Source organism: Campylobacter volucris (assembly GCF_008011665.1).
Lineage (GTDB): Bacteria > Campylobacterota > Campylobacteria > Campylobacterales > Campylobacteraceae > Campylobacter_D > Campylobacter_D volucris_A.
The window spans coordinates 74,643-97,714 of the sequence record NZ_VOWJ01000028.1 but is presented as its reverse complement, the minus strand read 5'-3'; the positions used below and the strand labels follow the sequence as shown (position 1 = coordinate 97,714).

Here is a 23,072-nt window from a genome sequence, read left to right as displayed (position 1 = left end):
TTCTTATCCTAGTTTTAAATTTTTTCTAACAACATTTTCTAAGTACTCTGGAGAATAAGGCTTGGTGATATACTCAGTCATCCCTACTTCCACACCTCTTAAACGGTCTGATTTACTAGTTCTTGAAGTAACTGCTACAAGTGGGAGATTTTTGTATTTAGAATATTTTCTAATCTCACCTGCTAAGGTATAGCCATCCATTCTTGGCATTTCAATATCAATCAACACCGCATCAATATCATGCTCACCTGATTTAATAGTGCTTAATGCTTCAACACCATTTGTAGCTTCAATCACGCTTACGCCTAGTGGTTCTAAAGATTTTTGCATGATATTTCTATCCATCTTAGAATCATCAACAATTAACACTGTGTAATCACTTGGTTTTTCTTTAGTTACTTTTTTAGCTTGAGATTCAATTTGAGCTTTGATATCTACTTTGATTTCTTTAGCTATATCCATCATTGCAGCTACATCAATAATCAATGTAACTCTACCATCTCCACGGATTGTAGCACCTGCTATACCTTGAATATTTTGCAAATACTCACCCATTGATTTAATAACGATTTCTTCTTGTCCTACTAAAGTATCTACTATGATACCAAGTTTGCTTTCTGCAACACCAATTACAACTACATAAGTTTGTTCAGTATTTTCAAGCACTTGTTTTACACCAAAAACATCTGAAAGTCTTACTAAGGATAATACCTCATCTCTTAAACGAAGCACATTTTTACCTTCAATGGTGTAAATATCATCAATAGGAACTCTAACTGTTTCAAGAACTGATGCAAGTGGAATCGCATAAAATTCTTCTTGAGTACCAACAAGTAAAGACTGAATAATAGCTAGTGTTAATGGGATTTTGAGCTTCATTACAGTACCCTTACCAAGCTCGCTATCTATTTCTATAACACCATTTAATTTTTCAATATTAGTTTTAACAACATCCATCCCAACGCCACGACCTGAAACATTTGTAATCTTAGCGGCAGTTGAAAAACCTGGTTTAAAAATCAAAGTAAAAGCTTCTTTGTCTGTCATCTGATCAGCTTCACGCTCTGTGATAAGATTTTTTTCGATCGCTTTTGATTTTAACGCATCTGCATCAAGCCCTTTACCATCATCTGCAATTTCAACAACAATATGATTTCCCTCATTATATGCTTTAAGATTTACCGTTCCTTTTTCTGGCTTACCATTTGCTAAACGAGTAGCGGGATCTTCTATACCATGGTCACAAGAATTTCTAATCATATGCATGATAGGATCACCTATTTCTTCAACAATAGACTTATCAAGTTCTGTTTCTTCACCTGAAATTTCAAGCTCCATTTGCTTACCAAGCTCACGACCTAAATCACGCACAACTCTTGGAAATTTGTTAAACACTTTTGCAATAGGCTGCATTCTTGTTTTCATAACTGCAAGCTGGATATCAGTAGTAACTATACTTAATTGAGATACAACTTGATTTAATTCTTCTAAGAATTTTTCACCATCATAGCGTTCTTCAACATCATCATAAATTTTTAACAAGCGGTTTTTTCCAAGAACAAGCTCTCCAATTAAATTCATCAAATGATCAAGTCTTTTCACTTCAACCCTAATCGTTTGATCCATAGTAGCACCGCTACTTCCGCCACCTGCTGCTGGAACTTTTTTCTCAGCTGGCGTATTTTGCACTGGAGTGGCTTTTGGAGTGGCTGCTGGGGCCTCTTGAGCTTTTTTCTTTTCAGCGCGTCTTGCTTGATCTTCAGCTTTTCTTGCTTTTAAAAGTCTTTCAATTTCTGCTTCAACTTCATCATCACTAAGTTTATTAACATCAACCTCTGGTTGCTCTTCAGCTTTAGGTTCTTCTTTAACTTCTTCTTTTTTCTCTTCAGTTTTAGTTTCTACCTTGACATCATCTAAACTTTCACCCTCTGAAATTGCAGTTAATCTTGCACAAATTGGAGCTATATCAAGTCCTATTGCAGTATCATTTCCATTATCTCTAATAGAATTTAATAAAGTTTTCATCATATCAATAGACTCTAAAACCACATCCATGACTTCAGGAGTAATTTTTAACTCATTATGCCTTGCTTTATTTAAAACATCTTCCATATGATGAGTAAGCTTAGTTAAAACATCAAAATTTAAAAAACTTGAAGATCCTTTGACAGTATGTGCAACACGGAAAATTCTATTTAATAGTTCTAGATCTTCAGGATTTGCTTCTAGTTCAACCAAGTCATGATCAATTTGCTCAACCAATTCAAAGGCTTCAACTAAAAAATCCTCAAGTATTTCTTGAATATCTTCCATTTTTACTCCTCACCTTTTTCATGTTTTGCTATAATACGAGAAATTTCACCAAAGAAATCACTTGCATTAAATTTAACCAAATATCCCTCACCACCTGCTTCTTTAACACCTTTATCACTCATAAATTCATTAGATAAAGAAGAGTTAAATACTATAGGAATATTTCTATATCTTTCATCGCTTCTAACTTTTGCTGCAAAGTGAAATCCATCCATTTGTGGCATTTCAACATCACTCACAATGATCTTTAAGTGTTTGCTTAAATCTTCACCATAAGTGCCATATAACTCTTGTAATTTTTGCAAACCTTCAACACCATCTTTTGCTTCTACTACTTTTAATCCTATTTTACTTAATAGATCTTTTACAAGTTTTCTTGCAGTAGAACTATCATCAAGCGCTAAAGCAATACCATCAATTTTTTTAATTTTACTATCATCAATATCAGTTTGTGGAGCATAAATTCCTAATTCTTGAACAATGCTTTCTAAATCTAATATAAGTAAAACCTCATCGCCTTCTATTTTCGTAACACCTGTGATTTTGCCTTTATCTAAGCTACCTGCACTTGTAGCAAAAGTAGCTGGTTCGATATTTTTCCAATTAATTCTACGAATTCTTTTAGCTTCATGAACTATAAAACCAATTAAAACATTGCTAAATTCGGTAATAATAACTCTTGGTTTTATATTAGTCATTTCTGGTTCTTGAATTTGCATCCATTTAGCAAGATTAATAACAGGAATAACCACACCGCGAAGATCAAATATACCTTCAACATAATCAGGCACTCCTGGAATTTCAGTCAAAAAAGGAATTTTAATAATCTCTCTAACTTTAGAAACATTTACACCATAAATTCCCTCATAGACTTTATCTTGGCCTTGCTTAAAGATGCGAAAATCAACAAGTTCCATCTCATTTGAACCTGTTTTTACGACATTCTCATCAAACATTATGCCTCCTTAAGTTCTATTTTGTGAAATCTGATTTCTGACTCATATTTTACTATAAAAAAACTTTCCTTATATGCAAAAGTCGGTAAATTTAAATATTTTATCTTATTAAATTTATAAAACACATCTTGATGATAATGTCCTTCTATGATAAATTTAGTTTTATAATTGTTAATGCGATTTTTAACAATTAAATCAAAATTATTAATTTTTCTAACAAGTTGTTTTTTGTTTTGATTTTTTAAAATTTTTTGTGTTATCTTAAAACCACAAAGATTATTGATAAAATTTAAAAAGCAAAGTAAATGATGATTTCTCAAACTTTTTAAGCAAAACTGCAAAAATGGTTTTAGAAAAATATCTCCATGAGCTAACTCTACAAAAGTGTGTGCGTTATCTTCAAATTTACAAAGCAAAGGTTGTTTATCTATACTAAAAACTTTTACACGAGTAAAAAAATTAACTAAATTAAAATCATGATTTCCTTCTAAATATACTATCTCAATTTTTATAGCTAATTCTTCTAAAATCTCTATATAAGGCAACGCAAATTCATGAGTAGCTTTGACTTCATAAACTAGCAAGTCAAAAATATCACCCATTAAAAAAAGTTGCGGAGTTTGAATTTTGCCATTTTTTAGAGCTTGTAGAAATTTCCAAAAACCGCGTCTATTTTCATTTTCATGAGCATCAGCTATAAAAATGGCATTTTCTTTGATATTAATCAATATTTGGCTTTCTCATATTTTAAAATTTGATTATAATCAATTTCGCCATTAAAAATTCTCACTCTTTTTTCATTAAATTTATCACTTAAAATATCTCTAGTTTCATTATAATCTTTCACCTTAACTCCTGCTATAGTTGCCATAGTATGAATCAAATCATCACTCATGAAAGGTTTATCTTTTGCTTTGATTATTTTATCAATTAATTTTGGGTTATTTTTCTTAAATTGATCACTAACTATAATAAAAAATGGAATTTCAGCAGTAAATCTTGAAGTAACAAAATGTTCAGCTCTATCCCTAAATTCATAAACACTCTCTCCATGATCGCTTATATACACTATAATCGCCTCCTTGTCCCTAAACAAATTAAAAATTTCATTAACAAAATAATCATTATACAAAACTGCATTTACATAATCAGCAACATTTTGTTTTTCTTCATTATTAAGAGCTCTATTAATATCTTTATTTTCAAATTTTGCAAACCCTTTCTCAAATCTTCTATTATATTAAAATGAGTTCCCATTAAATGTACAACAAAAAAATCATTATTTTTTAGGTTATCTTTCACAATGGGTAAGATCACACCATCTACTTGTTTTGTAAAAATTTTGTCATCAGTAATAAATTTATCAATAAAAATAGTTTTATTTGCCCTATTTGCTATAGCTGTTATATTACTTGTATGCCCAGATAAAGGTTCATGATTTGATATGAATATGCTCTTATAACCCACCAAATTAAATAAGTCAACCATATTTAACTGATTAAACCATTCTTCTTCATTTTCAATATTTGAAAAATTTAAAACCCTTCTTAAAGAAGCTTGGGTGTTTGCAAAAGGAGCTATAACATCGCTAAATTTAATCAAATATCCCTTTTTCTCTAATTCTTCTAGTTTTGGAGTTGTTTGAAGATTATATCCATATAAACTCATATAATTTCTTTGAGTACTTTCTCCAATAATAAATACTATATAAGGAATTTTCTTTTGAATACTTACCCCCCCCCTTTTTTTTTATATAAATTAAAAATACGCTCATAATTTTTCAAATAAAAATTATAACTTGCCCATATACCATTGTTAGCGTAATATCTTAAAAACTGTTCTGGAATATCAATAAAAAAACTAAAATTTATTTTATCAATAGAATTTATTCCATGTTTTTTGATAAAATATCTATTGGAACAATCTACAAACAATCCAAAAATACATAAAATATAAATGATTCCTATAGACTTTTTTATTATTTTATTTTCAATATTAAGTTTTTTTTGAATAGATTTAAAAATATAAAAAAACAAAAATACTATACAAAAAAATAAAAATAAATAAATAATATAGCTTTTATTGATATAAGTTTCTATAAATTCAAAAATTTCAATCCAAGTTGTTTGCAGCAACACATCTATAAACAAAGGATTGAATTTGACAGAATAATTTAATAATAAATAAGTTTGCAACAAAAAAACTAAAATAGCAAATAAAGTTAAAAAATAAACTATAAATTTTGTTTTGTCTTTAAAAAAGAAAAAATACTTGAATAATAAAAATATTTAAAACAAGCACTATGAAAACATTTTTTACAGCTTTAAATATAATCCATTCAAATATTTCTCTTTCAAAAGTTAAATAACTCCACCACAATGATATAATCGTATCTAAAATAAAAATTAATGCTATATAAGGAAAAAATTTGATAATAAAATCAAAAAAATTTTCTTTTTGCATTAAAATTCCAAAGCTTTATACTCTATAGAAATGATTTCAAATTCACTCTCGCCTTTTGGCAAACGCACTTTAAAGTCATCTCCTTCTTTTTTACCAAGCATCGCTTTGGCAATAGGCGAACTAATAGAAATATAACCTTTTTCTAAATTTCCCTCATTTACTCCAACTATAGTGTAAGTGCTTTGCTTTTCACTTTCTAAGTCTTCTACAACAACTGTAGAGCCAAATTTTACACTATCGTGCTCATAGGAAGATGGATCAATGATTTGCGCTCTTGAGATCAAATCCCCAAGTTCAGCAATCTTACCTTCTATAAAAGCTTGTTTTTCTCTAGCTGCGTGATATTCTGCGTTTTCTTTTAAATCACCATGGCTTCTTGCTATATCAATTTCTTCTACAACCTTTGGACGCTCAACTTTTTTTAAATGCTCTAATTCTTTTTCTAATTTTTCATAGCCATATTTGCTCATAGGTTCTTTTTGCATTTTTATTCCTTTAAATTTCATATAGTATTTTTGCAATATTTTTAGCACTTGCAAATTTTAAATAAGATTTCAAAAAAGAAATTTTATCAAAAAATCCTTGATAATCATAATCTAAATAAGCATCATATAAATTTTTTACATTGACTTGTTCTTGTAAAAATTCAGGATTAAGCTCATCTTTTTCTGCAAAATCTAAAAATATATTTGCAAGTCCTATATGTTTGAGTTTGACAAAAAGTTTTGCTATAAATATATCTATAGCCTTAGCCTTATAAGCAAGCACAAAAGGGGTGCCGACTAAAGCTGCTTCAAGTGTAGCTGTGCCACTACAAATAAAAGCAAAATCAGCTTTTTTAAGCACTTTTGGAGTATTGCTTTCTATCTTAAATCCATCTATATCACCATAAAGATCTAATTTTTCTAAGTTAAATTTAGGAACACAAAGTATTTTTTCACCATTAAATTTGGTGCTCAATTCTTTAAAAATAGGCATTAAACGCTTTATTTCACTTTTTCTTGAACCTGGTAAAAAAGCTATAATTTTTTCATTATCTTTTTTTGAAAGTGTATTTTTTATATCATCTTCATTTTTAAATTCTTTTATCTCATCTAAAAGTGGATGTCCTACATAAGTGCTTTTACTAAAAAATTTATCATCAAAAGGTAAAATAGAAGCTAACACATCAAAATGACTTTCTATAATAGGAATGCGTCCTTTTTTCCAAGCCCAAACTTGAGGTAATATATAATAAATTCTTTTTATTTTAGAATTTGCTTTTTTTAAAGCCTTTGCAAAAGGTATATTAAAAGCTGGAGAATCTATACACAAAATAGCATTTACATTCTTTTCAAAACTTAAATTTACAAGCTCTTTTATAGCTTTTTTCGCTTTAAAAATAAGCGGTAAAATCTCTATAAAACCCATAGCACTAAATTCATGTGAGCTATATAAAGGTTTAGATTTTAAATCAAATTCTTTACATAAATTCTCATCATAAATTCCAACTAAATCAAATTCTTTATACTCATCTTTATAAGCTTTTAAAACTTCTTTTAAATGTAAATTCGCTGATGGCTCTAGGGCACAAACTAAAAAGGTTTTCATTTAAAAATATCTTTTATATTTGACTTGACAAAATCTTTTATTTCTTCTGAGGCATTATTATTGTTTTTATTATAAAAAAATAAATTGACTTTTATATTTTTATCTTCATAAGTTAAATTTTTATCTTCAAATATCGCTTTAAAACCTTTTAATTTAAATCTAGGATTATCCTCTATTTTCAAACCTTTTGGATCTATAAAATATATACTAAATTCTCCGTTTTGTTTATTTTTTAACCAAAATATAAAATCTGGATAAAATTTTCTTTCTTTTTGATGCTCTTCATCAAAATAAGGAATATAAATTTCATCCTGATTTTCTACCAATTTTGAAAAATACCATTCATATTGTTCAAAAAAAGATAAATTCAAATTATTTTCCAATTCTTTTAAAAATTCTTTTTCACTTTCATTAGAAATAGCAAAATTAATCTTACTTTCTTTATCGTTTTTATTGTAAATAATTAAAGGATTATAATAATGCTTGCTAAGCTTTGCACTAATTATATAATTTTGCACTTCCTTACTTTTTTGACTTTCTTTTATACCTTGCATTAGCTCATCTAAATTTATTCTTTTATTTTCAAAATCCACTTTTAATTCATCTTCGCTTTTTGCATTTAAAACATCTTTTATAGTTTTATTAATTTTTTGAACTGTTTCAAAATCTAATTTTGCTTGTATATTTTTATGATGTGTTATTTCTTCCTCTAACTTTACAAATTTATCCAAAACTTTAGCATTAGAATTTAATACACTATTGATTGTTTTTAATGTTGTTTTTTCATTGAATTCTATTCTATCTCCTGATATCCGTATTCTACTTTTTTCTCCATTGATAAATTTTTCAAATTCCTGCAATGTAGAATATTTAAAACTTTTATACAAACACTGCTCTAAAATTAAAACATCCTCATCATAAGAATTTATAAATTTTTTTAAAGAATCTGCTTCTCTTTTTGAAATTTTATAAATATTATTTAATTTACTTTCATTTTTATATTTTGGTATAGGTAAATCAAACGACATTTTCGTCTCTTTAAATCCTTTCAAGTACTTACTTTCCATAAATTCACATTCTATACCTTCTATGATAGCTTTAATAGCTTCATTATCACTTGCCATTACAAAAAGAGTTTCTAAACCACATGCTAAATTTACACATTGTTCATCGATTTTAAACATCTCTTTTAAAGCATTTAATCTCTTTCTTATACTTAAGAAAGGTTCTATTCTAACACCTCTTCCTATAGTTTGTAAAACATATTTTTTAGCATTAATACTACCTATATTGATAAAAGAAATTAAATTTACGCGATTACTATCCCAACCTTCTGAAAAAACCTTACTTCCTAACATGATATTAATAGAAGATTGCGTGCTATTGATATTTTCAAAATGACTTTGTGATATATCGCTTATGCTTTCTACCCCAAGCTCAAGTAAAAAATCTTTTTCCCATTCTTTTGCATTTGAAATATTTAAAAGCATGAAAGGTTTGTTTGAATTTTTACTCTTAAAAGCCAATTCTTTATCGTTTCCTTTAATACTATAGCATTCTAAATTTGCATTTGCATTTGCATAAAAAATATTTTCTCTAAGTTCATCATTATTTGCATTTTTTATATATTTTAAAAAATCATCGCTTAGCGTATTTATACCAAAATGCAAATTTTGATTTTGAAGTTTTTCATAAAGCTCTAAGGCTATATTGCTTACATCTACTTTATTTTTTAATACATTATGCACTGCTTTAAAATACGCTTTTATACCCGCATCTTGAGTATTTACTTTATCAGAAACTGCTATGATTAAAGGATTATGATATACAAAATCTTGTCTTTTTAAAATCAATTCTTCTTTTGTTTTTATAATGGCATTAAAAATTATAAAACTTTCCAAAATTGTTTTTATTTTTGCTTCTTCGTTATTTTCACTTTTAAAATCTAAATTCTCATTTAAAACTGCTATATTTTTACCATATCCTTCTTGATTGAATTTTTGAAGATTATAATTATAAGCACAAGTTATAAAATCTATTTCATCTTCAAAGGTAGCAGAAAAATTAAAAACAAAGCCTTTTGGAAATTCATCTTCTTTGATAAAACCTCTAGCAAGCTCATGATAATAGTTTTTTCTTAGTGATGTTTTACTATCGCCTCTATGAGCTTCATCTAACAATATATACCAACCATCTTTATTAAGATAATTTTTATAGTTTAATCTTTTTGCTTTTTTATCTTTGCCTACATTTTCTTCACTCTCAAGTAAATCACTTCTTGCAAAATACACCACCGCTTCATTTAACAAACTAGCTTCTTTTTCTATGCTTTCAAAATCTTTTAAATCTTTTATTTTGATAAAATTGCTGTGATGATTGTTGTATTTAGCTATATTTGCTTTGAATTGATTTAAAATCTTATCATTTGGCGCTAAAAGCATGATAGGCTTTTTAGGTAATTGATTATTTTTAATAAATTCATGTATCAAAGCTATAAGTTTAATCATAACTATAGTTTTACCACTTCCTGTAGCCATCCAAAATGAAGCCCTTGCAATATCTTCTTTTTGTAATTTTAAATTCTCACTTTCATCTTGATAAAATTCTAAAAGTCTTCTGCGTTCTTGATTATATTCATGCGAATTTAACTCATCCATCATGTAAAAAGAGAGTATGGCTAAAGCATTTTTAACACTTTCTTGTTGATAAAATTGCAAATTTATAGCTTGAGAAAAATTACTAAAATCATAACTTTCATCAAGCTTTTGCACTAGTGATTTATCATGGATAAATTTATTTAGCAATAAATGTTTTCTTGTATTTTGTTTTGCTTTAGCCATTGTTTTTCCTTTAAAGCTTTAATTGTTTTTATCATTTGCAGTATGTAAGAATTTTACATACTGAAATTTCTTGCAACCGCTTATCTTGCAAATGGTGTAGAGAATGATGTTTTTTGCATTAATATCTTTTTGCATTTTCAGGTAATATACTATAAATTTCATCTATTTCTTTTTTAGAGCTTATCATTCTATCTGCTATATAATTTATAATACGAAACATAGACAATGCTGTATCTACATCATCTCTTAAATCTAACTCATTTGGATGAATAGCATTATTTCCGATAACTCTCACAGAATCTAATGCTTTTTGTAGTTTTTCATCTATTTCTTTTTTATCTATCAAATTTTTAATCGCATTATTTATATTTTTATCTTCACCTAAACCAATAAGTAATTTTTGTAAAACTAAACGCAATAAAGCACAAGCACTTCTTGGGGAATCTTGAACTATATTAGATGCTTCTTCATAATCTAATTTTAAATCTTCATCTAAATCTTCATTAGGCATAGGTGCTAATCTAGGTTTTGGATAAATCATTTTTTCATCTACCCAAATAGCAGTTTTACTACATTTATGACAAATACTTAAAATAGGAACTACTCTACTATAAAAGTCAATTATGCTTTCAATTTTTTCAAATTCTAAATCTGAGCTTATAGAATATATATATTTTATTTTACCGATTCCATCGTCAATTTTTGAAGCTGATGCTGAAAAATTTACAAAATCCATTTTCGCATAAACTCCACAAAATGGACAAGTAAAAGCGTCTTTATTTATCTCAGGTTTTTCATATGAATTATTCATCACTTTTCCCACCAAATTAAATTTTTTAGTTTTGGATATTTAATTAAGTCTATATTTTCTAAATTTACAATCTCATCGTTTTCAAATTTACAAGATTTTATACCATTTTCATCTATAAAAATATTTTTGATTTTAAGTCCTAAAAGATTTGACATCGTTAAAAATATATCAAATTCTTTATCATAAGCTTTCATATCAAAGCATATATTTTCACCTTTTTTGAGTGCTTTTATGAGTTTGCGTGATTTTCTATAATCTATGAATGAATTTTCATCAAGTTTATACTCACAATTTTCTAAACTTTCTTCATAACTTTCAAGTTCATAATATCTAAAAGCGCCGCCGCCTTTAAAATTTATCATTTTTGAAAAAGATGATCTTCTTTTTTTATCTATGGCACAAAATTCAATATCACCGGCTATAACATTCTTCATTCTTCCAAGTAAACCCAATCTATACTCATATTTATTAGCATCCTTATTAAATGTCAAATACCTTTCATAAAAATGCTCACCCATTTCTATACCGATATATTTTCTATTTAATTTATGAGATACTGCTGAGGTAGTTCCACTACCTACAAAAAAGTCCATTACAACACTATTTTCATCGGAACTGGACTGTATTATTCTTCTTAGCATATTTTCCGGTTTTTGTGAGCTATAAAAAGATATATTTTCACTAACTCTCATTTCAGATTGAGTAAAAGAATACAAATCATTCCAAATATCACCTAATGGATATATTTTTTCATCTTTGATATCAATCTTTTCGTAATATAGTTTATCATTTTTCCATTTTTGAATATAATACTCATAGTCTGTTATTTTTTTAGGTGTTGCAATTGTAGAAACTCCTATTAGATCAAGCTGTCCCAAATTTAATAATGAAGTGTTTCTATTTGGCTTCCATAATTTATTAAAAATACTATTTGTTTTTTTCAAAAAAAGAATAGTTGAGCTTTTTAAAACAAAATTATTTCCAAAGCTTTTATATCCAAACAAATCAGCTTCTCCGTCTTTAGTAGCATTTGTATCAAATGTGATTTTTTTACACTCCATTTCCCCAAAAAATTCATTTAATAAAATTTTCCCAAAATAATCAGCATTTTCATCCAAATGCAAATAAAAACTTCCTTTATCACTTAAAAATTCTTTTGCTAGTTCTAAGCGATTATGCATCAAAGAAAGCCAAGTACTATCTTGAAATTGATCTTTGTAGTCAAAGTCACTTCCTGTGTTAAATGGCGGATCTATGTAAATTAAATCTATTTTGCCTTGATATTTTGGCATTAAAGAATTTAGCGCTTGAAAATTATCTGCTTTTACAAGCTCTCCGTTTAAAATTTCATCTAAATTTTCAAAACTTTGCAAAAGTTTATAATAATTTTCCTCACTTAAATACTTTGTATCAAGTGGTAAGAATTTGTATTTTTCATCATTTATAGCATTTATATCAAACTCATCATTTATGAAATTTAATTCTTTCCATTCTGTGATTTGCTCATTAAAATTTACATCTTTATATATGGAGTTTAAAATTTCATCAGCGTTATTTGAATGCGATTTTATAGTGTCTAAACTAAATACATAGTGAGCATTTTTAGCAAATTTTGGCTTTAGCCATATAGCTTTTAACTCGTTTTCAAAGTCAGCTATCAAGTCGATGATAGCAAAAGCGATTTGTTTTAGAGTGTTGATCTCATCTATTTTTTCTTTAGTCCAATCAGTAATGCTATCATTCACATAAGAAAACAACCACAAATCAAATTGTTCTTTTAAAAATTCTTTCGCATTTTTATGTATGAAAAAATCTACTTCATTTTGTTTTTTATAAGTTTTAAAAAGCTTTTGCAATTCTTCTTCTTTTATGTTTATTTGTGCATTTTTTAAAGTTTTTAAAAAAACATCACTAAATTCACTTGAGTTTTGTTTAAATACATTTGTGCCATCATAATTTTTAGAATTTATTACTTTTATGTTTATATTATCATCTTGTATATTTTGTAAATAAAAATTGATTTTACTTTTATTATTATCAGCATTTTGCTCATACTCATCAGTAAGAAAATTTAAAGTATATTTTTTATCTTCACTTTGTAAGTTTAAAGGATTATAAATAGTATCTGATTTTACATAGTATAAATTTTGTGTTTTATAAAAAAGACTTGTGTCTTTTGAATTTGAATATACCCTTGCATAGATATTTTTATACATAGGCGTATCGTAAAAAAACGGTGTTCCTGTTTCGTTTAAATAAGTGCTAAAAAAATTATAAAGTTTATTATAAGTATCTGTATAAAGCTTTTGTGTGTCTAAATAGTCTTTAATTTTTTGAAAATATTTTTCTTTTATAACGAGTAAATTTGTAAAACCATTTTTAGCTTGATTTTGCGAATGTTTAATTTTAGAACCCAAATAACAATCTTCTAATTTTGAATAAAATGCTTTTTTATAATCCATATTTTGCTCTTCCTTAAAGTAGATATTAATTATGTTTCATTTTCAAAAATCATTTAAATCCCTAAATAAAACATATATTTTAACAAAACATAATAAAATTATAAATATATTTATCGTTGTAAGAAAATTTAGTTAATTTGTAAAGCTTAAACGATAAAAGATTTTAAATGCTTAATTATAAATTCTAAATCAACTTCACTAGAAATGTCTTTATTGTGCAAAGGAATTTCTAATATACTAAAATCTTTAAAAAGTTTCTTTGCAAGCTTTAAATTTTGCAAACTTATCTCAAATCTATTTTTAAAAAATTCATCATTACTATTGGGTGGAATTTTATTTATGATTATCGCAAAAGGAGTGATATTTTCTATTTGCAATTCTTTGATAGCTCTTAAAGTCTCATTAATAGGCAGTTTTTCTAAATTTAAAACTAGTAAAATAGCACATTGATTGTTATTTTTTAATATATTTAAAAATTTAGAATACCTTAAATATCTATTTTCAAGATTATCCTTTAAGATATCTTTACCTTCTATATTACCGATGATGTTTTGCAAATTTGAATTTTTTTCTCTTTGTTTTAATAAAAGCTCACTCCAAATTTTTAAATTTTTTGGCATTTTAAATAATCTTAAAGTATGGCCTGTTGGAGCTGTATCTATGATGATATGATCAAAATTTGTATCCTCACTTATAATTTTTATAAGTTTATCAAACATAGCACTTTCTTGAGCAATGGCACTTTCTTTGACTATTTTGTAGTAATTATCAAGCATTTCATAAGAATTAGGGTTTATAAGCTCTTTAGTTGCTTTACTTACATTTTCCACATATTCTTTTGCTTCTTTTTGTGGATTTAACTCTAGTATTTGTAAATTTGTATTGAATTGATTATTTTTTTCTATATCAAAAATATCTTTTAGATTATGTGCAGGATCGGTTGAGATTAATAACACTTTTTTACCATCTAAAGATAACATCTTTGCTATAGAACTAGACATAGTGCTTTTGCCCACACCGCCTTTACCGCCTACAAAAATCACTCTTGGAAAAATCATCCAAAAATACCTTAATTTAACAACAAGAACAAGGAAAATTATCAAAAATGCTATGTTTTAAGCCCATCTTTGTGTGCCATTTATGGAATTTTGGTGCCAAAGTAGGCATAAGCTCTAAAGTTTGTAGCATAAAAGGATTTTCTATACCCATAAGCTCTGAAAAAGTGATGATCATAAAAAAATCATCAATTTCTTCTTGCTCTTTTTTTATAGCTTTTCCATATTTAGAAAAATAAAATTCTTCTAATTTTTTAGAAAAGCTATAAAATACTTTCATTTATTTTCACTTAAAGTTTTACTTATCGTTGATAATGCTGATAAAACCACCATTATAGTAACAACTAAAACTAAAATATCAATTACCAACAATAACCAATTGCCTTGATTATAAAATTCAAGAACCTTTATCGAAGCACCCCAAAATGCCATGATCAATATAAACACTAAAGGCACTAAAACGACTAAAGATCCACCTATTTTTTTATTTTTAATCAAAATAACTGCTATAGTTAGTAAAGTTAGCGAAGCTAGTATTTGATTTGTCGCACCAAATAAAGGCCAAATTGCAACTTCATTTTTACCGCCTTCTCCTATACCATTCATCGCCATTATAAAAGATATACCCACAGCCAAAATAGTCGCAATGACATTTTTTCTTAAAAAAGGAATTTTATAAATTTCTCCCCATTCTTGAATGATATATCTTTGAAGTCTTATACCAGCATCCATAGTTGTAGCTGCAAACAAAATAAGCATTAGCGAAAATAAAGTAGAAGCTGCTTCAAAAGAAAGCCCAGTAGCATTTGATACTATAGCTCCACCGCCAGAAGCAAAATTACCCGCACCGGGCTTGAAAAGGCTTGTCCATGTATCAGGATTTAATCCAGCATTAGCATTTAAAAGCCCAACTCCAGCCACACAAGCTATAATTGTTCCTAAAGCTAAACTTCCCTCTCCAACAGATCCTAAATACCCAACAAATCTTACATCGCTTTCTTTATTGATTTGTTTAGAAGTGGTTCCACTTGCTACTATACCATGAAAACCACTTATAGCACCACAAGCTATGGTTATAAATAAAACAGGTATAATTAAACTATAATCCCCAGCTTTTATAGCAGGAATGATATCGGGCGCTAAAACGACAGGATTTACTATGATAATAGAGCCATATAAAAGTATCAATCCTATGACAAGCTGAACACCATTTACATAATCTCTAGGCTGCAATAGCATCCAAACAGGTAAAATAGAAGCAATTCCAGCATATACAAACAAAATCACAACCCATTGTCTTAAAGAATCAAGTCCTGCTATGTTTTCAGGTAAATTTACAGGATAAGCAACACCAATTGGCACTAAAATATATAATAAAACCACAGATACTATGGTAACTAAAGCTAAATTCATTTTAAATCTATATATAGCTTGACCCATTAATAAGGCTATTAAAATAGCTCCCCAAGCAGGTATAATAGTAGTTGGATACTCTACCGATTCTTTTGCTATGATAACACCAAATGCAGCATTTACCATCAAAAGAACTAAAAATATTACCACCATAAACAATTGCCCAATTTTCATTCCTATAACTTTTTGGCAAACATTACCTATGGATTTTCCTTGATTTTTAACACTAGCCCATAAAGCTGACATATCATGAATTCCAGCAAAAAACACCGTTCCTAAAACGACCCATAAAAATGCTGGCAACCAGCCCCATTGAACTGCTATAGCAGGACCAACTATAGGTGCAGCTCCAGCAACTGCAGTAAAATGATGACCCCATAATACAAATTTATTTGCAGGGACATAATCAATTTCATCTTTAAATTCATGAGCAGGAGTGATATTTTTATCATCTAGTTGCAAAATATATTTAGCTACAAATTTAGAATAAACAAAATAACCAAACACAAACACAACTATACCAATAATCAATAAAATACTAGCACTCATATGGTTTCCTTATATAAAATTACTTAGATTATAGCATTAGTTGTTATACAAGTAATTTTTAATAAAAAAATACAGAAAATATTGCTAATTTTTGAAACAAGTTTATTGTTTTATGTATTTTTAAGGATTTATCTAAATAAGGGTTTTGATAAATATCTAACCCTTACGTTTTAATATAAAGGCACAGCCTCTACTATAGCAGGTGTAAAGAACATCAACTCATTAAGATCTAAAAATAATGCTGAATCTAATGTGCAAGTTTGTATCCCAAAACGATTTTCTATGGGAACATTGGGATTAAAGAAAGTAACTATACACTCTCCTCCGCCTAACACCAAAGAACGAATTTGAACAGCAGGACCAGTTGTAGGCATAATAGAAAAAACTGTTTCTAGTTTGCCATCTTTTAAATCTCCTTGACAAGATTTACCGCCAAAAAAACCACTCTCTAAAATAGCCAAACACAAGTCATTATCACTGGGATTTACAAATTGAACATATCCAAAAGGTAATTTTTGTGCATATTTGTCTTTTCTTTTTAACTCATCACTAAGTTGAATTTCCTTTAAAATCCAATTTTGATCTTCTAATTTTTTAGAAGTTTCTCTAAAAGGACTTAGAGAAATTCCTGTTTCTAGAGATCTTATGGAAAACATAGGTGTAAAATCAGACAAATCTCCAGGTTGTTCAATAGCTTTAACTAAATTCAAAAAAATAAAAAATAAAATAAAAATTTTTTTCATAACTAACCCTTAAAATCTTCTAAAATTAACAGGAAAATGATCTGATGCTAAAAATGTTCTAAGCCCAGCTAAAGCCAAAACTGCAAGAATAGCTGGTGGATTATAAAGCCTAGAAGTATCTGAATTTCCTGTTACTGCATAATCAAGAGTATTTCCACTAGCTTGAGTAAAAGAAGGTGGTATAACAAAATTAACCCTTGATCTTAATCCTGAATCTAATAAAGGAGATAAAAGTCCAGGGGTTCTATTAAAATCTCCCATAATAATCCAATTAACATTGGGCATATTTCTAAAATGCATATCTACAGCGGTTACTATAGCACCAGCATCATTTCCACCTCTTGCTAAAGCATGGATACTAAAAAATGCATCATTACCAATGCGTATGCCTATAATAGGACGAGAAGCCACAGTAGGTGATGGTATAACTATAACCTCATCAGCCATAACACGACTAACTATAGCCATATTGACTCTATTTGCCCCAACATCAACTCTTGAATAATATATATAAACCAAATTAGGACGACTTGACGAGCCTAAATTCCAAGTATATTCATGTATAGGAATCCCCACTCCTACAGGCTGAACTTGTCTTGAAGTCATAGTAGCTGTACTTGGCAAAGTTCCTGCCTCTTGAACAGCCAAAACATCCATAGGATTATCACCTGTAACTAATTGTCTTATACTAATATTCCATTTGCTTTCAGTAGAAGCCGAAGAACCTTGTAAATTCCAAGTTCCCATATTATAATTTTCCAAAGCTCCAAAAAGAAAATTTATAAAAATTACTAAAAAAAATATTTTTTTCATTATTTTCCTCTCTTTATCTTATATAAGGCGTCTCTGCTGTAAAAGTTGGTGCTGTTATATACCATTGTCTATCTAAATTCTTTTCTCCCCTTTTTAAACAATCTGTTAAATAAATATTAAAATAACTAAAATTAAAATCTTTCATTACATTGCTAATTGGAGTTTGAATGCATTTTTGTGTTGCAAAATTTTGAATTTGATAGGCACCATTACTCATTGGAAAAAGCCTCCAAAATTGAGCATGATTGCTTTGATCGCAAGGATAATGAACTATACCTTTACCATAAGCATTTAGGCAAGTGTTAGTTTTTGCATTTTTAATCATAACCATATCATTAGGAAATTCAATGAGTTGCCACACTCTTGCATCTCCAAAAGGTTTGCTTGCAAATAAACTATAACCCCATATCCAATTACCAGAAGCCAAAGCCCATACCGTTAAAGCAGCACCATTTGGATTCATTATGGTTACAAAATCACTAGCAAAACCTCTATTTTCAAACACAGAATTGCTACTAAATTTATTTTGTGATTCAAATCTTGGTAAAGGCCCTTTTTGGGCATTATCTCCCTTAAAAGAATTAGAATTAATAATAGGAGGTTGCAGTGGAGTTTTTGGAACTAATTTATTCCCATCAACCAAAGATGGAATTTTTTGTTCAGCAGGTGGAGTAGGAGTATCACCTATTTTTAAAGGATCGCTATCATTAAATTTACCAAAAGACCTACCTAAAGGATTAAGATCTTTTGAAGAACAACCCATAACTCCTATACCTAATATTACAAAAATCATAAAAAGATATATTCTTTTCATTCATTTTCTCCTTATTGTTACTTAAGAATAATATTATATTTTATAAAAATATAAAACAAAGTTAAATATCATTATGTTAAACAAAAATTAAAGGAAAAATATGGATATAGTTGAAAGATTTATAAACTACACAAAAATAAACACTACCACAAGTAGAGAAAATGGAGCCAAAGGCATAATGCCATCAAGCCCAAACCAAACAGATCTTGCAAAATTACTTGAAAAAGAACTACAAGAATTAGGCTTAAAGGACATAAAAAGAAGAGAAAATACCATCACAACAGCTCTTTTACCAGCAAATACTCCAAATGCTCCCAAAATAGCTTTTTTTGCACATTTAGATACAAGTATGGAGCAAACAAATGATACCAAAGCTCAAATTACACATTATAAAGGCGGAGATATTTGTCTAAACAAAGATTTAAATTTATATCTAAAAGAAGATGAATTTAAAGAACTTAAAAATTATATAAATGGTGATATTATCCACACAGATGGCACAAGCTTACTAGGAGCTGATGATAAAGCCGCAATTGCAGCTATAATGGATATGTTAGAATTTTTTGTAAAAAATCCTGATATTAAACATGGCGATATTTATGCTTGCTTTTTACCAGATGAAGAACAAGGTTTAAGAGGTGCTAAAGCTTTTGATGTAAAAGAGATAGATGCTGATTTTGGATATTGTTTAGATTGTTGTGAAATAGGTGAGTTTATATATGAAAATTGGAATGCAGGTGATTGCGAAGTCGAATTTATAGGTAAATCAGCCCATCCTATGAGTGCTAAAGGAAAACTAATAAATTCTTTAATACTAGCTCATAAATTTATATCATTGCTTCCAAATGGTGAAGCTCCAGAATATACAGAAAATAAAGAAGGGTATTTTTGGGTAAAAGATTTAAAAGGAAATAGTGCTAAAACTATATTAAAAATAGATGTTAGAGAATTTGATGATGAAAAATACACTCAAAGAATGCAATTTTTACAAAATTTATGCGATGGTTTTAAAACTCTTTATGGAGAAGAAAGAATAAATATAAAATTAAGCAATAGATATAAAAATGTATTTAATTCCTTAAAAAGCACGGATTCTTTACCTATAAAACTTGCATTACAAGCTTATGAAAATTTAAACATAAAAACTAAAATCATTCCTATGCGTGGTGGATATGATGGAGCAGTATTATCTGAAAAAGGCTTACCTTGTCCAAATATTTTTACAGGAGCGCATAATTTTCACTCTATTTATGAATATTTGCCAGTAAATTCTTTAAAAGCTGCTAGTAAAGTTATACAAGAAATTATCATACTAGCAGCTAAAGAAGTTTAAGCTTGAAAAGCTTAAACTTATAATAATACAAACGCAATTACCACAACTGAAATCACACATCCTAAAGCTGTTCTTTTGACAATCTCTAAAGGACTAACTCCAGCAATAGCTGAAACGATAATGCAAGCTCCTAAAATAGGAGAAACATATCTTCCAAGCACAGCAGACATCGCTACAGCTGTACCAAGTTTAACTTGATCAAACCCAAGATCTTGAGCATAGATTGTCACCGCTTTATTAAAAGCCATAGCAGCAGCATCTCCGCTTCCTGTGATCATAGCCATTAAAAATGGTATAAAAGTTCCACCAAAACGCACATAATGTTGCTCATTTTTTAGCCATTCTATAATCATATCTACCACACCACACGCTTTAAGACCAGCCACAAAAACACTCGCTGCTATAATAATACCAATAATTTCAGCATAAGATTTTCCCATGCCATTAAAAAATTCTTTTGAAATTGTATCAGGCTTACTCCAAGTTATAACCACAGCTACAATCGATCCTAAAAGCATAGCTTCGGCTACGCCTATTTTAGAAGTCCAAAATAAAAATTCATGCGTATGCAAAGGACTTGCACCTATTATCAAAATCGCTAAAGGCACCAAAGGCATTAAAGCGTATAAAATATTGACTTTTTCTATACTTTCTTCTTTTACATTTTGATTTGTTACTTCAAATACTTTACCTTTTTGATAATCTTTAAAAATCAAAGCCATAATCATCAAAGAAATCATCACTATAACTCCTGCGGTTAGAGCATTTGGAGTTTGTACTAAGATTATTTCTTGTATATTTTTACCAGAAATTTCAGAAATCAAAGCTGTATGTGAAACCCCAGGACTCAAAATACCACCTATAGTTCCACAAAGAACAGTAGCAGCTGCCATAGCAGGTCTTACACCTGAAGCCATTAAAAGCGGTATCAAAGTAGCTCCCACAGCAGCCGAACACCCAGCAGCCGAAGGTATAGCAATGGCAATAAAAAAAGTTACCATAAAAGCAAGTGGGATTAAGAAAAATCCTACATTTTTTAAAGGTGCTGTTAAAAGCTTTACCAAATGTTTATCGCATTTTGTCACCTTCATCACAAAAGCAAAACCCATACTTGCACAAATTGCTTTAATCAAAGCAGGTTGAACCATAGCATGAGTAAAAGCACTCAAAGCTTCTATAGGTTTTAAAGAGAGCAAACACAAGATAAATCCCACTCCAATTAATGCTGTTTTAGTTTCTACTTTTTTTATCAGCAAATACACCACAGCAATAACACCTAAAATAGCAATTAAAAGATATAAAGTTTGCATTTATTTCCTTTAAATTTTATATTCACAATTGATTTTTAAGTATTCAATCTCAAAAGGATATTGTATTTTTAAAATATCATGATGACCTACGATTTTTAAAATATCCCCTTGTATTTTTAAAGCAGAACCTTCAGGAATGGCATATACTATATCTTTAGGATTAGTGATTAAAAATTCTTCCAAGCGTTCTTCTCTACTTTCTCCATTATGTCCAGAAATTTTACCGCTTATAAAATGTGGGTTGATTTGATGTTTGAAAACGCCTAAACTATCAAAACTTTTTGGCATAATTATAGGCATATCATTGGTAGTCATTATACTTTTTCCTGCTATGTTAGACCCTGCACTCCAACCTATATAACAAGCTCCGTTTATAATACGCTCTTTTAACACTTCTAGTAAATCATACTCATAAAGTTTAGATAATAACATAAAGCTATTTCCACCACCCACTAAAAAAACCTTAGCATTTAAAATAGCTTCTTTTTTATCACTAAAATGGTGCAAAGACTTTATATTGTCTTTCTTTAAACCATCTTTTACCTTAGCTTCATAAGCATCATAGCTTCTTCTAACACCTGCATAAGGTATAAAAAGTATATCTTCATCAATCGCTGTATTTTCTTTTAAAAATGTATCTATAAATTCGATAGTATGGCTTAAATACGGGCTATCTTTATAGCCAGAAGCACTAAAAAGTAGAAGTTTTAACATATAATACCTTTTATAATTTTTATAACAAGGTATTATACAAAAATTGCTTTTTATATAAAAAATTATTTTATATTATTTGCTATAGCCATATTTTTTAAAAATTTTATACGCATCATCTGTTTGTAAAAATTTTATAAAATCTTGTGTTTGTTTATCGGAATTATTTTTTGCAACCACATTGATAGTTCTATACACCACTAAATCTTTTTCTATACTAACTGCATCACCAAAATCAGGATTTGCCTTAACCCAATCACTCCAAGTAATCCAAGCATCAGCTTTTTGCTCTAAAAATAATTTTTTAGCACCACCGCTATTTGGAGCAAAAGCTACTATATTGTTTCTAAATTTTTTTATTGTGTCGATATTTTTAGTTCTACCTATCATATCTTCCCAAACACCTGTACCAGAAGTATTGCTTTTACCAGCACCTTCAGGAACAACCACCTTTACATTTTTATTAGCAAGATCTTTTAAACCTTTAATTTTTAAAGGATTGCCTTTTTGAGTTAGTATCACAGCTTCTCTAAAATACAATGGCTGAATTTTTTTAGGATCAAAACTATCAAAATCAGTAGTTATTGCTAAGGCTGATTGATCAGAAGCACCAAATAAAATATCAGCATCTTTTTTAGCCTTTTCAAACCAAGTAGCTTGTGGACCGAAATTTACATTTATCTTAATACCAGTTTTATCTTCATATACTTTAGCAACTTCTTTTAATGCAAAATGTGGGCCACCAGGACCATACATATTTATATCAGCAAAAGACATACTCGCAAAAATAGCACAAATACCAAATAAACTTAATATTTTTTTCATTTATCTTCCTTAAAAATAAAATATAAAATAATAATAAAAAATATTTGCAAATAAATAATTAAAAATATAGA

The 23,072-nt window shown here is 28.5% G+C and carries 21 protein-coding genes; 1 reads left to right on the top strand and 20 read right to left on the bottom strand.

What is annotated here, in order from left to right:
• Positions 1 to 3: 3 nt before the first annotated feature.
• The 17 genes from FPD38_RS05540 to FPD38_RS05460 form a co-directional block, all read right to left on the bottom strand.
• Positions 4 to 2,313 (bottom strand): hybrid sensor histidine kinase/response regulator, encoded by a 2,310-nt coding sequence (locus tag FPD38_RS05540; RefSeq protein WP_147555746.1) that lies wholly within the window; start codon positions 2,311 to 2,313, stop codon positions 4 to 6.
• Positions 2,314 to 2,315: 2 nt separating this feature from the next.
• The gene (locus tag FPD38_RS05535) at positions 2,316 to 3,269 is read right to left on the bottom strand and encodes a chemotaxis protein (RefSeq protein ID WP_147555745.1); all 954 of its coding nucleotides are present in this window, start codon (positions 3,267 to 3,269) and stop codon (positions 2,316 to 2,318) included.
• Entirely contained in the window at positions 3,269 to 3,997 is a 729-nt protein-coding gene (locus FPD38_RS05530; protein ID WP_147555744.1) for a metallophosphoesterase, read from the bottom strand. The genes FPD38_RS05535 and FPD38_RS05530 overlap by 1 nt, the downstream gene beginning before the upstream one ends.
• Positions 3,994 to 4,461 (bottom strand): sulfatase-like hydrolase/transferase, encoded by a 468-nt coding sequence (locus FPD38_RS05525; RefSeq protein ID WP_147555743.1) that lies wholly within the window; start codon positions 4,459 to 4,461, stop codon positions 3,994 to 3,996. The genes FPD38_RS05530 and FPD38_RS05525 overlap by 4 nt, the downstream gene beginning before the upstream one ends.
• Positions 4,410 to 4,976: a sulfatase-like hydrolase/transferase gene (locus FPD38_RS05520; protein ID WP_261798306.1), complete on the bottom strand. Its 567-nt coding sequence runs from the start codon at positions 4,974 to 4,976 to the stop codon at positions 4,410 to 4,412. Before FPD38_RS05520 ends, FPD38_RS05525 begins: the two co-directional genes overlap by 52 nt.
• Before the next feature lie 23 nt (positions 4,977 to 4,999).
• Positions 5,000 to 5,464: a hypothetical protein gene (locus tag FPD38_RS05515; protein ID WP_187153108.1), complete on the bottom strand. Its 465-nt coding sequence runs from the start codon at positions 5,462 to 5,464 to the stop codon at positions 5,000 to 5,002.
• A 267-nt stretch (positions 5,465 to 5,731) separates the two neighbouring features.
• Positions 5,732 to 6,217 (bottom strand): transcription elongation factor GreA, encoded by a 486-nt coding sequence (greA, locus tag FPD38_RS05510; protein ID WP_147555740.1) that lies wholly within the window; start codon positions 6,215 to 6,217, stop codon positions 5,732 to 5,734.
• Positions 6,218 to 6,227: 10 nt separating this feature from the next.
• Positions 6,228 to 7,322, bottom strand: a complete 1,095-nt coding sequence (lpxB, locus tag FPD38_RS05505; protein ID WP_147555739.1) for a lipid-A-disaccharide synthase — start codon at positions 7,320 to 7,322, stop codon at positions 6,228 to 6,230.
• A complete protein-coding gene (locus FPD38_RS05500; protein WP_147555738.1) occupies positions 7,319 to 10,162 on the bottom strand; it encodes a DEAD/DEAH box helicase family protein in 2,844 nt (947 codons plus the stop codon). The genes lpxB and FPD38_RS05500 overlap by 4 nt, the downstream gene beginning before the upstream one ends.
• 118 nt (positions 10,163 to 10,280) lie before the next feature.
• On the bottom strand, positions 10,281 to 10,973 hold the full coding sequence (locus FPD38_RS05495; protein WP_147555737.1) for a DUF4145 domain-containing protein: 693 nt from the start codon (positions 10,971 to 10,973) through the stop codon (positions 10,281 to 10,283).
• Complete coding sequence (locus FPD38_RS05490; RefSeq protein WP_147555736.1) at positions 10,973 to 13,435, bottom strand: DNA methyltransferase; 2,463 nt, start codon at positions 13,433 to 13,435, stop codon at positions 10,973 to 10,975. The genes FPD38_RS05495 and FPD38_RS05490 overlap by 1 nt, the downstream gene beginning before the upstream one ends.
• Before the next feature lie 146 nt (positions 13,436 to 13,581).
• Positions 13,582 to 14,493, bottom strand: a complete 912-nt coding sequence (locus FPD38_RS05485; protein WP_147555735.1) for an ArsA family ATPase — start codon at positions 14,491 to 14,493, stop codon at positions 13,582 to 13,584.
• A 16-nt stretch (positions 14,494 to 14,509) separates the two neighbouring features.
• On the bottom strand, positions 14,510 to 14,770 hold the full coding sequence (locus FPD38_RS05480; RefSeq protein ID WP_147555734.1) for a cory-CC-star protein: 261 nt from the start codon (positions 14,768 to 14,770) through the stop codon (positions 14,510 to 14,512).
• Positions 14,767 to 16,452, bottom strand: a complete 1,686-nt coding sequence (locus FPD38_RS05475) for a carbon starvation CstA family protein (RefSeq protein ID WP_147555733.1) — start codon at positions 16,450 to 16,452, stop codon at positions 14,767 to 14,769. Before FPD38_RS05475 ends, FPD38_RS05480 begins: the two co-directional genes overlap by 4 nt.
• 170 nt (positions 16,453 to 16,622) lie before the next feature.
• On the bottom strand, positions 16,623 to 17,195 hold the full coding sequence (locus FPD38_RS05470; RefSeq protein WP_147555732.1) for an RICIN domain-containing protein: 573 nt from the start codon (positions 17,193 to 17,195) through the stop codon (positions 16,623 to 16,625).
• A 9-nt stretch (positions 17,196 to 17,204) separates the two neighbouring features.
• Positions 17,205 to 18,008 carry a cytolethal distending toxin subunit B family protein gene (locus FPD38_RS05465; protein WP_147555731.1) on the bottom strand — a complete coding sequence of 268 codons (804 nt, stop codon included), beginning with the start codon at positions 18,006 to 18,008 and terminating at the stop codon, positions 17,205 to 17,207.
• Positions 18,009 to 18,021: 13 nt separating this feature from the next.
• Positions 18,022 to 18,822, bottom strand: a complete 801-nt coding sequence (locus tag FPD38_RS05460) for a cytolethal distending toxin subunit A/C (RefSeq protein ID WP_147555730.1) — start codon at positions 18,820 to 18,822, stop codon at positions 18,022 to 18,024.
• Between the two features lie 100 nt (positions 18,823 to 18,922).
• Between FPD38_RS05460 and pepT the strand changes: the two genes are divergently transcribed.
• Positions 18,923 to 20,155 (top strand): peptidase T, encoded by a 1,233-nt coding sequence (gene pepT / locus FPD38_RS05455; RefSeq protein WP_147555729.1) that lies wholly within the window; start codon positions 18,923 to 18,925, stop codon positions 20,153 to 20,155.
• 17 nt (positions 20,156 to 20,172) lie between these two features.
• Here the strand turns inward: pepT and dcuC are convergent, their stop codons facing one another.
• The 3 genes from dcuC to FPD38_RS05440 form a co-directional block, all read right to left on the bottom strand.
• Positions 20,173 to 21,465, bottom strand: a complete 1,293-nt coding sequence (gene dcuC, locus FPD38_RS05450; protein WP_147555728.1) for a C4-dicarboxylate transporter DcuC — start codon at positions 21,463 to 21,465, stop codon at positions 20,173 to 20,175.
• A gap of 9 nt (positions 21,466 to 21,474) precedes the next feature.
• Entirely contained in the window at positions 21,475 to 22,179 is a 705-nt protein-coding gene (pepE, locus tag FPD38_RS05445; RefSeq protein ID WP_147555727.1) for a dipeptidase PepE, read from the bottom strand.
• A 72-nt stretch (positions 22,180 to 22,251) separates the two neighbouring features.
• The gene (locus FPD38_RS05440) at positions 22,252 to 23,001 is read right to left on the bottom strand and encodes a substrate-binding domain-containing protein (RefSeq protein ID WP_147555726.1); all 750 of its coding nucleotides are present in this window, start codon (positions 22,999 to 23,001) and stop codon (positions 22,252 to 22,254) included.
• Positions 23,002 to 23,072: the final 71 nt, after the last annotated feature.

Excerpts from the sequence above, each read along its gene's own strand:
- lpxB (WP_147555739.1), bottom strand. The coding sequence starts at position 7,322 with ATGAAAACCTTTTTAGTTTGTGCCCTAGAGCCATCAGCGAATTTACAT.
- greA (WP_147555740.1), bottom strand. The coding sequence starts at position 6,217 with ATGCAAAAAGAACCTATGAGCAAATATGGCTATGAAAAATTAGAAAAA.
- FPD38_RS05470 (WP_147555732.1), bottom strand. The coding sequence starts at position 17,195 with ATGAAAAAAATTTTTATTTTATTTTTTATTTTTTTGAATTTAGTTAAA.
- FPD38_RS05465 (WP_147555731.1), bottom strand. The coding sequence starts at position 18,008 with ATGAAAAAAATATTTTTTTTAGTAATTTTTATAAATTTTCTTTTTGGA.
- dcuC (WP_147555728.1), bottom strand. The coding sequence starts at position 21,465 with ATGCAAACTTTATATCTTTTAATTGCTATTTTAGGTGTTATTGCTGTG.
- FPD38_RS05535 (WP_147555745.1), bottom strand. The coding sequence starts at position 3,269 with ATGTTTGATGAGAATGTCGTAAAAACAGGTTCAAATGAGATGGAACTT.
- pepE (WP_147555727.1), bottom strand. The coding sequence starts at position 22,179 with ATGTTAAAACTTCTACTTTTTAGTGCTTCTGGCTATAAAGATAGCCCG.
- FPD38_RS05500 (WP_147555738.1), bottom strand. The coding sequence starts at position 10,162 with ATGGCTAAAGCAAAACAAAATACAAGAAAACATTTATTGCTAAATAAA.
- FPD38_RS05440 (WP_147555726.1), bottom strand. The coding sequence starts at position 23,001 with ATGAAAAAAATATTAAGTTTATTTGGTATTTGTGCTATTTTTGCGAGT.
- FPD38_RS05480 (WP_147555734.1), bottom strand. The coding sequence starts at position 14,770 with ATGAAAGTATTTTATAGCTTTTCTAAAAAATTAGAAGAATTTTATTTT.
- FPD38_RS05540 (WP_147555746.1), bottom strand. The coding sequence starts at position 2,313 with ATGGAAGATATTCAAGAAATACTTGAGGATTTTTTAGTTGAAGCCTTT.
- FPD38_RS05475 (WP_147555733.1), bottom strand. The coding sequence starts at position 16,452 with ATGAGTGCTAGTATTTTATTGATTATTGGTATAGTTGTGTTTGTGTTT.
- FPD38_RS05495 (WP_147555737.1), bottom strand. The coding sequence starts at position 10,973 with ATGAATAATTCATATGAAAAACCTGAGATAAATAAAGACGCTTTTACT.
- FPD38_RS05460 (WP_147555730.1), bottom strand. The coding sequence starts at position 18,822 with ATGAAAAGAATATATCTTTTTATGATTTTTGTAATATTAGGTATAGGA.
- FPD38_RS05485 (WP_147555735.1), bottom strand. The coding sequence starts at position 14,493 with ATGATTTTTCCAAGAGTGATTTTTGTAGGCGGTAAAGGCGGTGTGGGC.
- pepT (WP_147555729.1), top strand. The coding sequence starts at position 18,923 with ATGGATATAGTTGAAAGATTTATAAACTACACAAAAATAAACACTACC.
- FPD38_RS05490 (WP_147555736.1), bottom strand. The coding sequence starts at position 13,435 with ATGGATTATAAAAAAGCATTTTATTCAAAATTAGAAGATTGTTATTTG.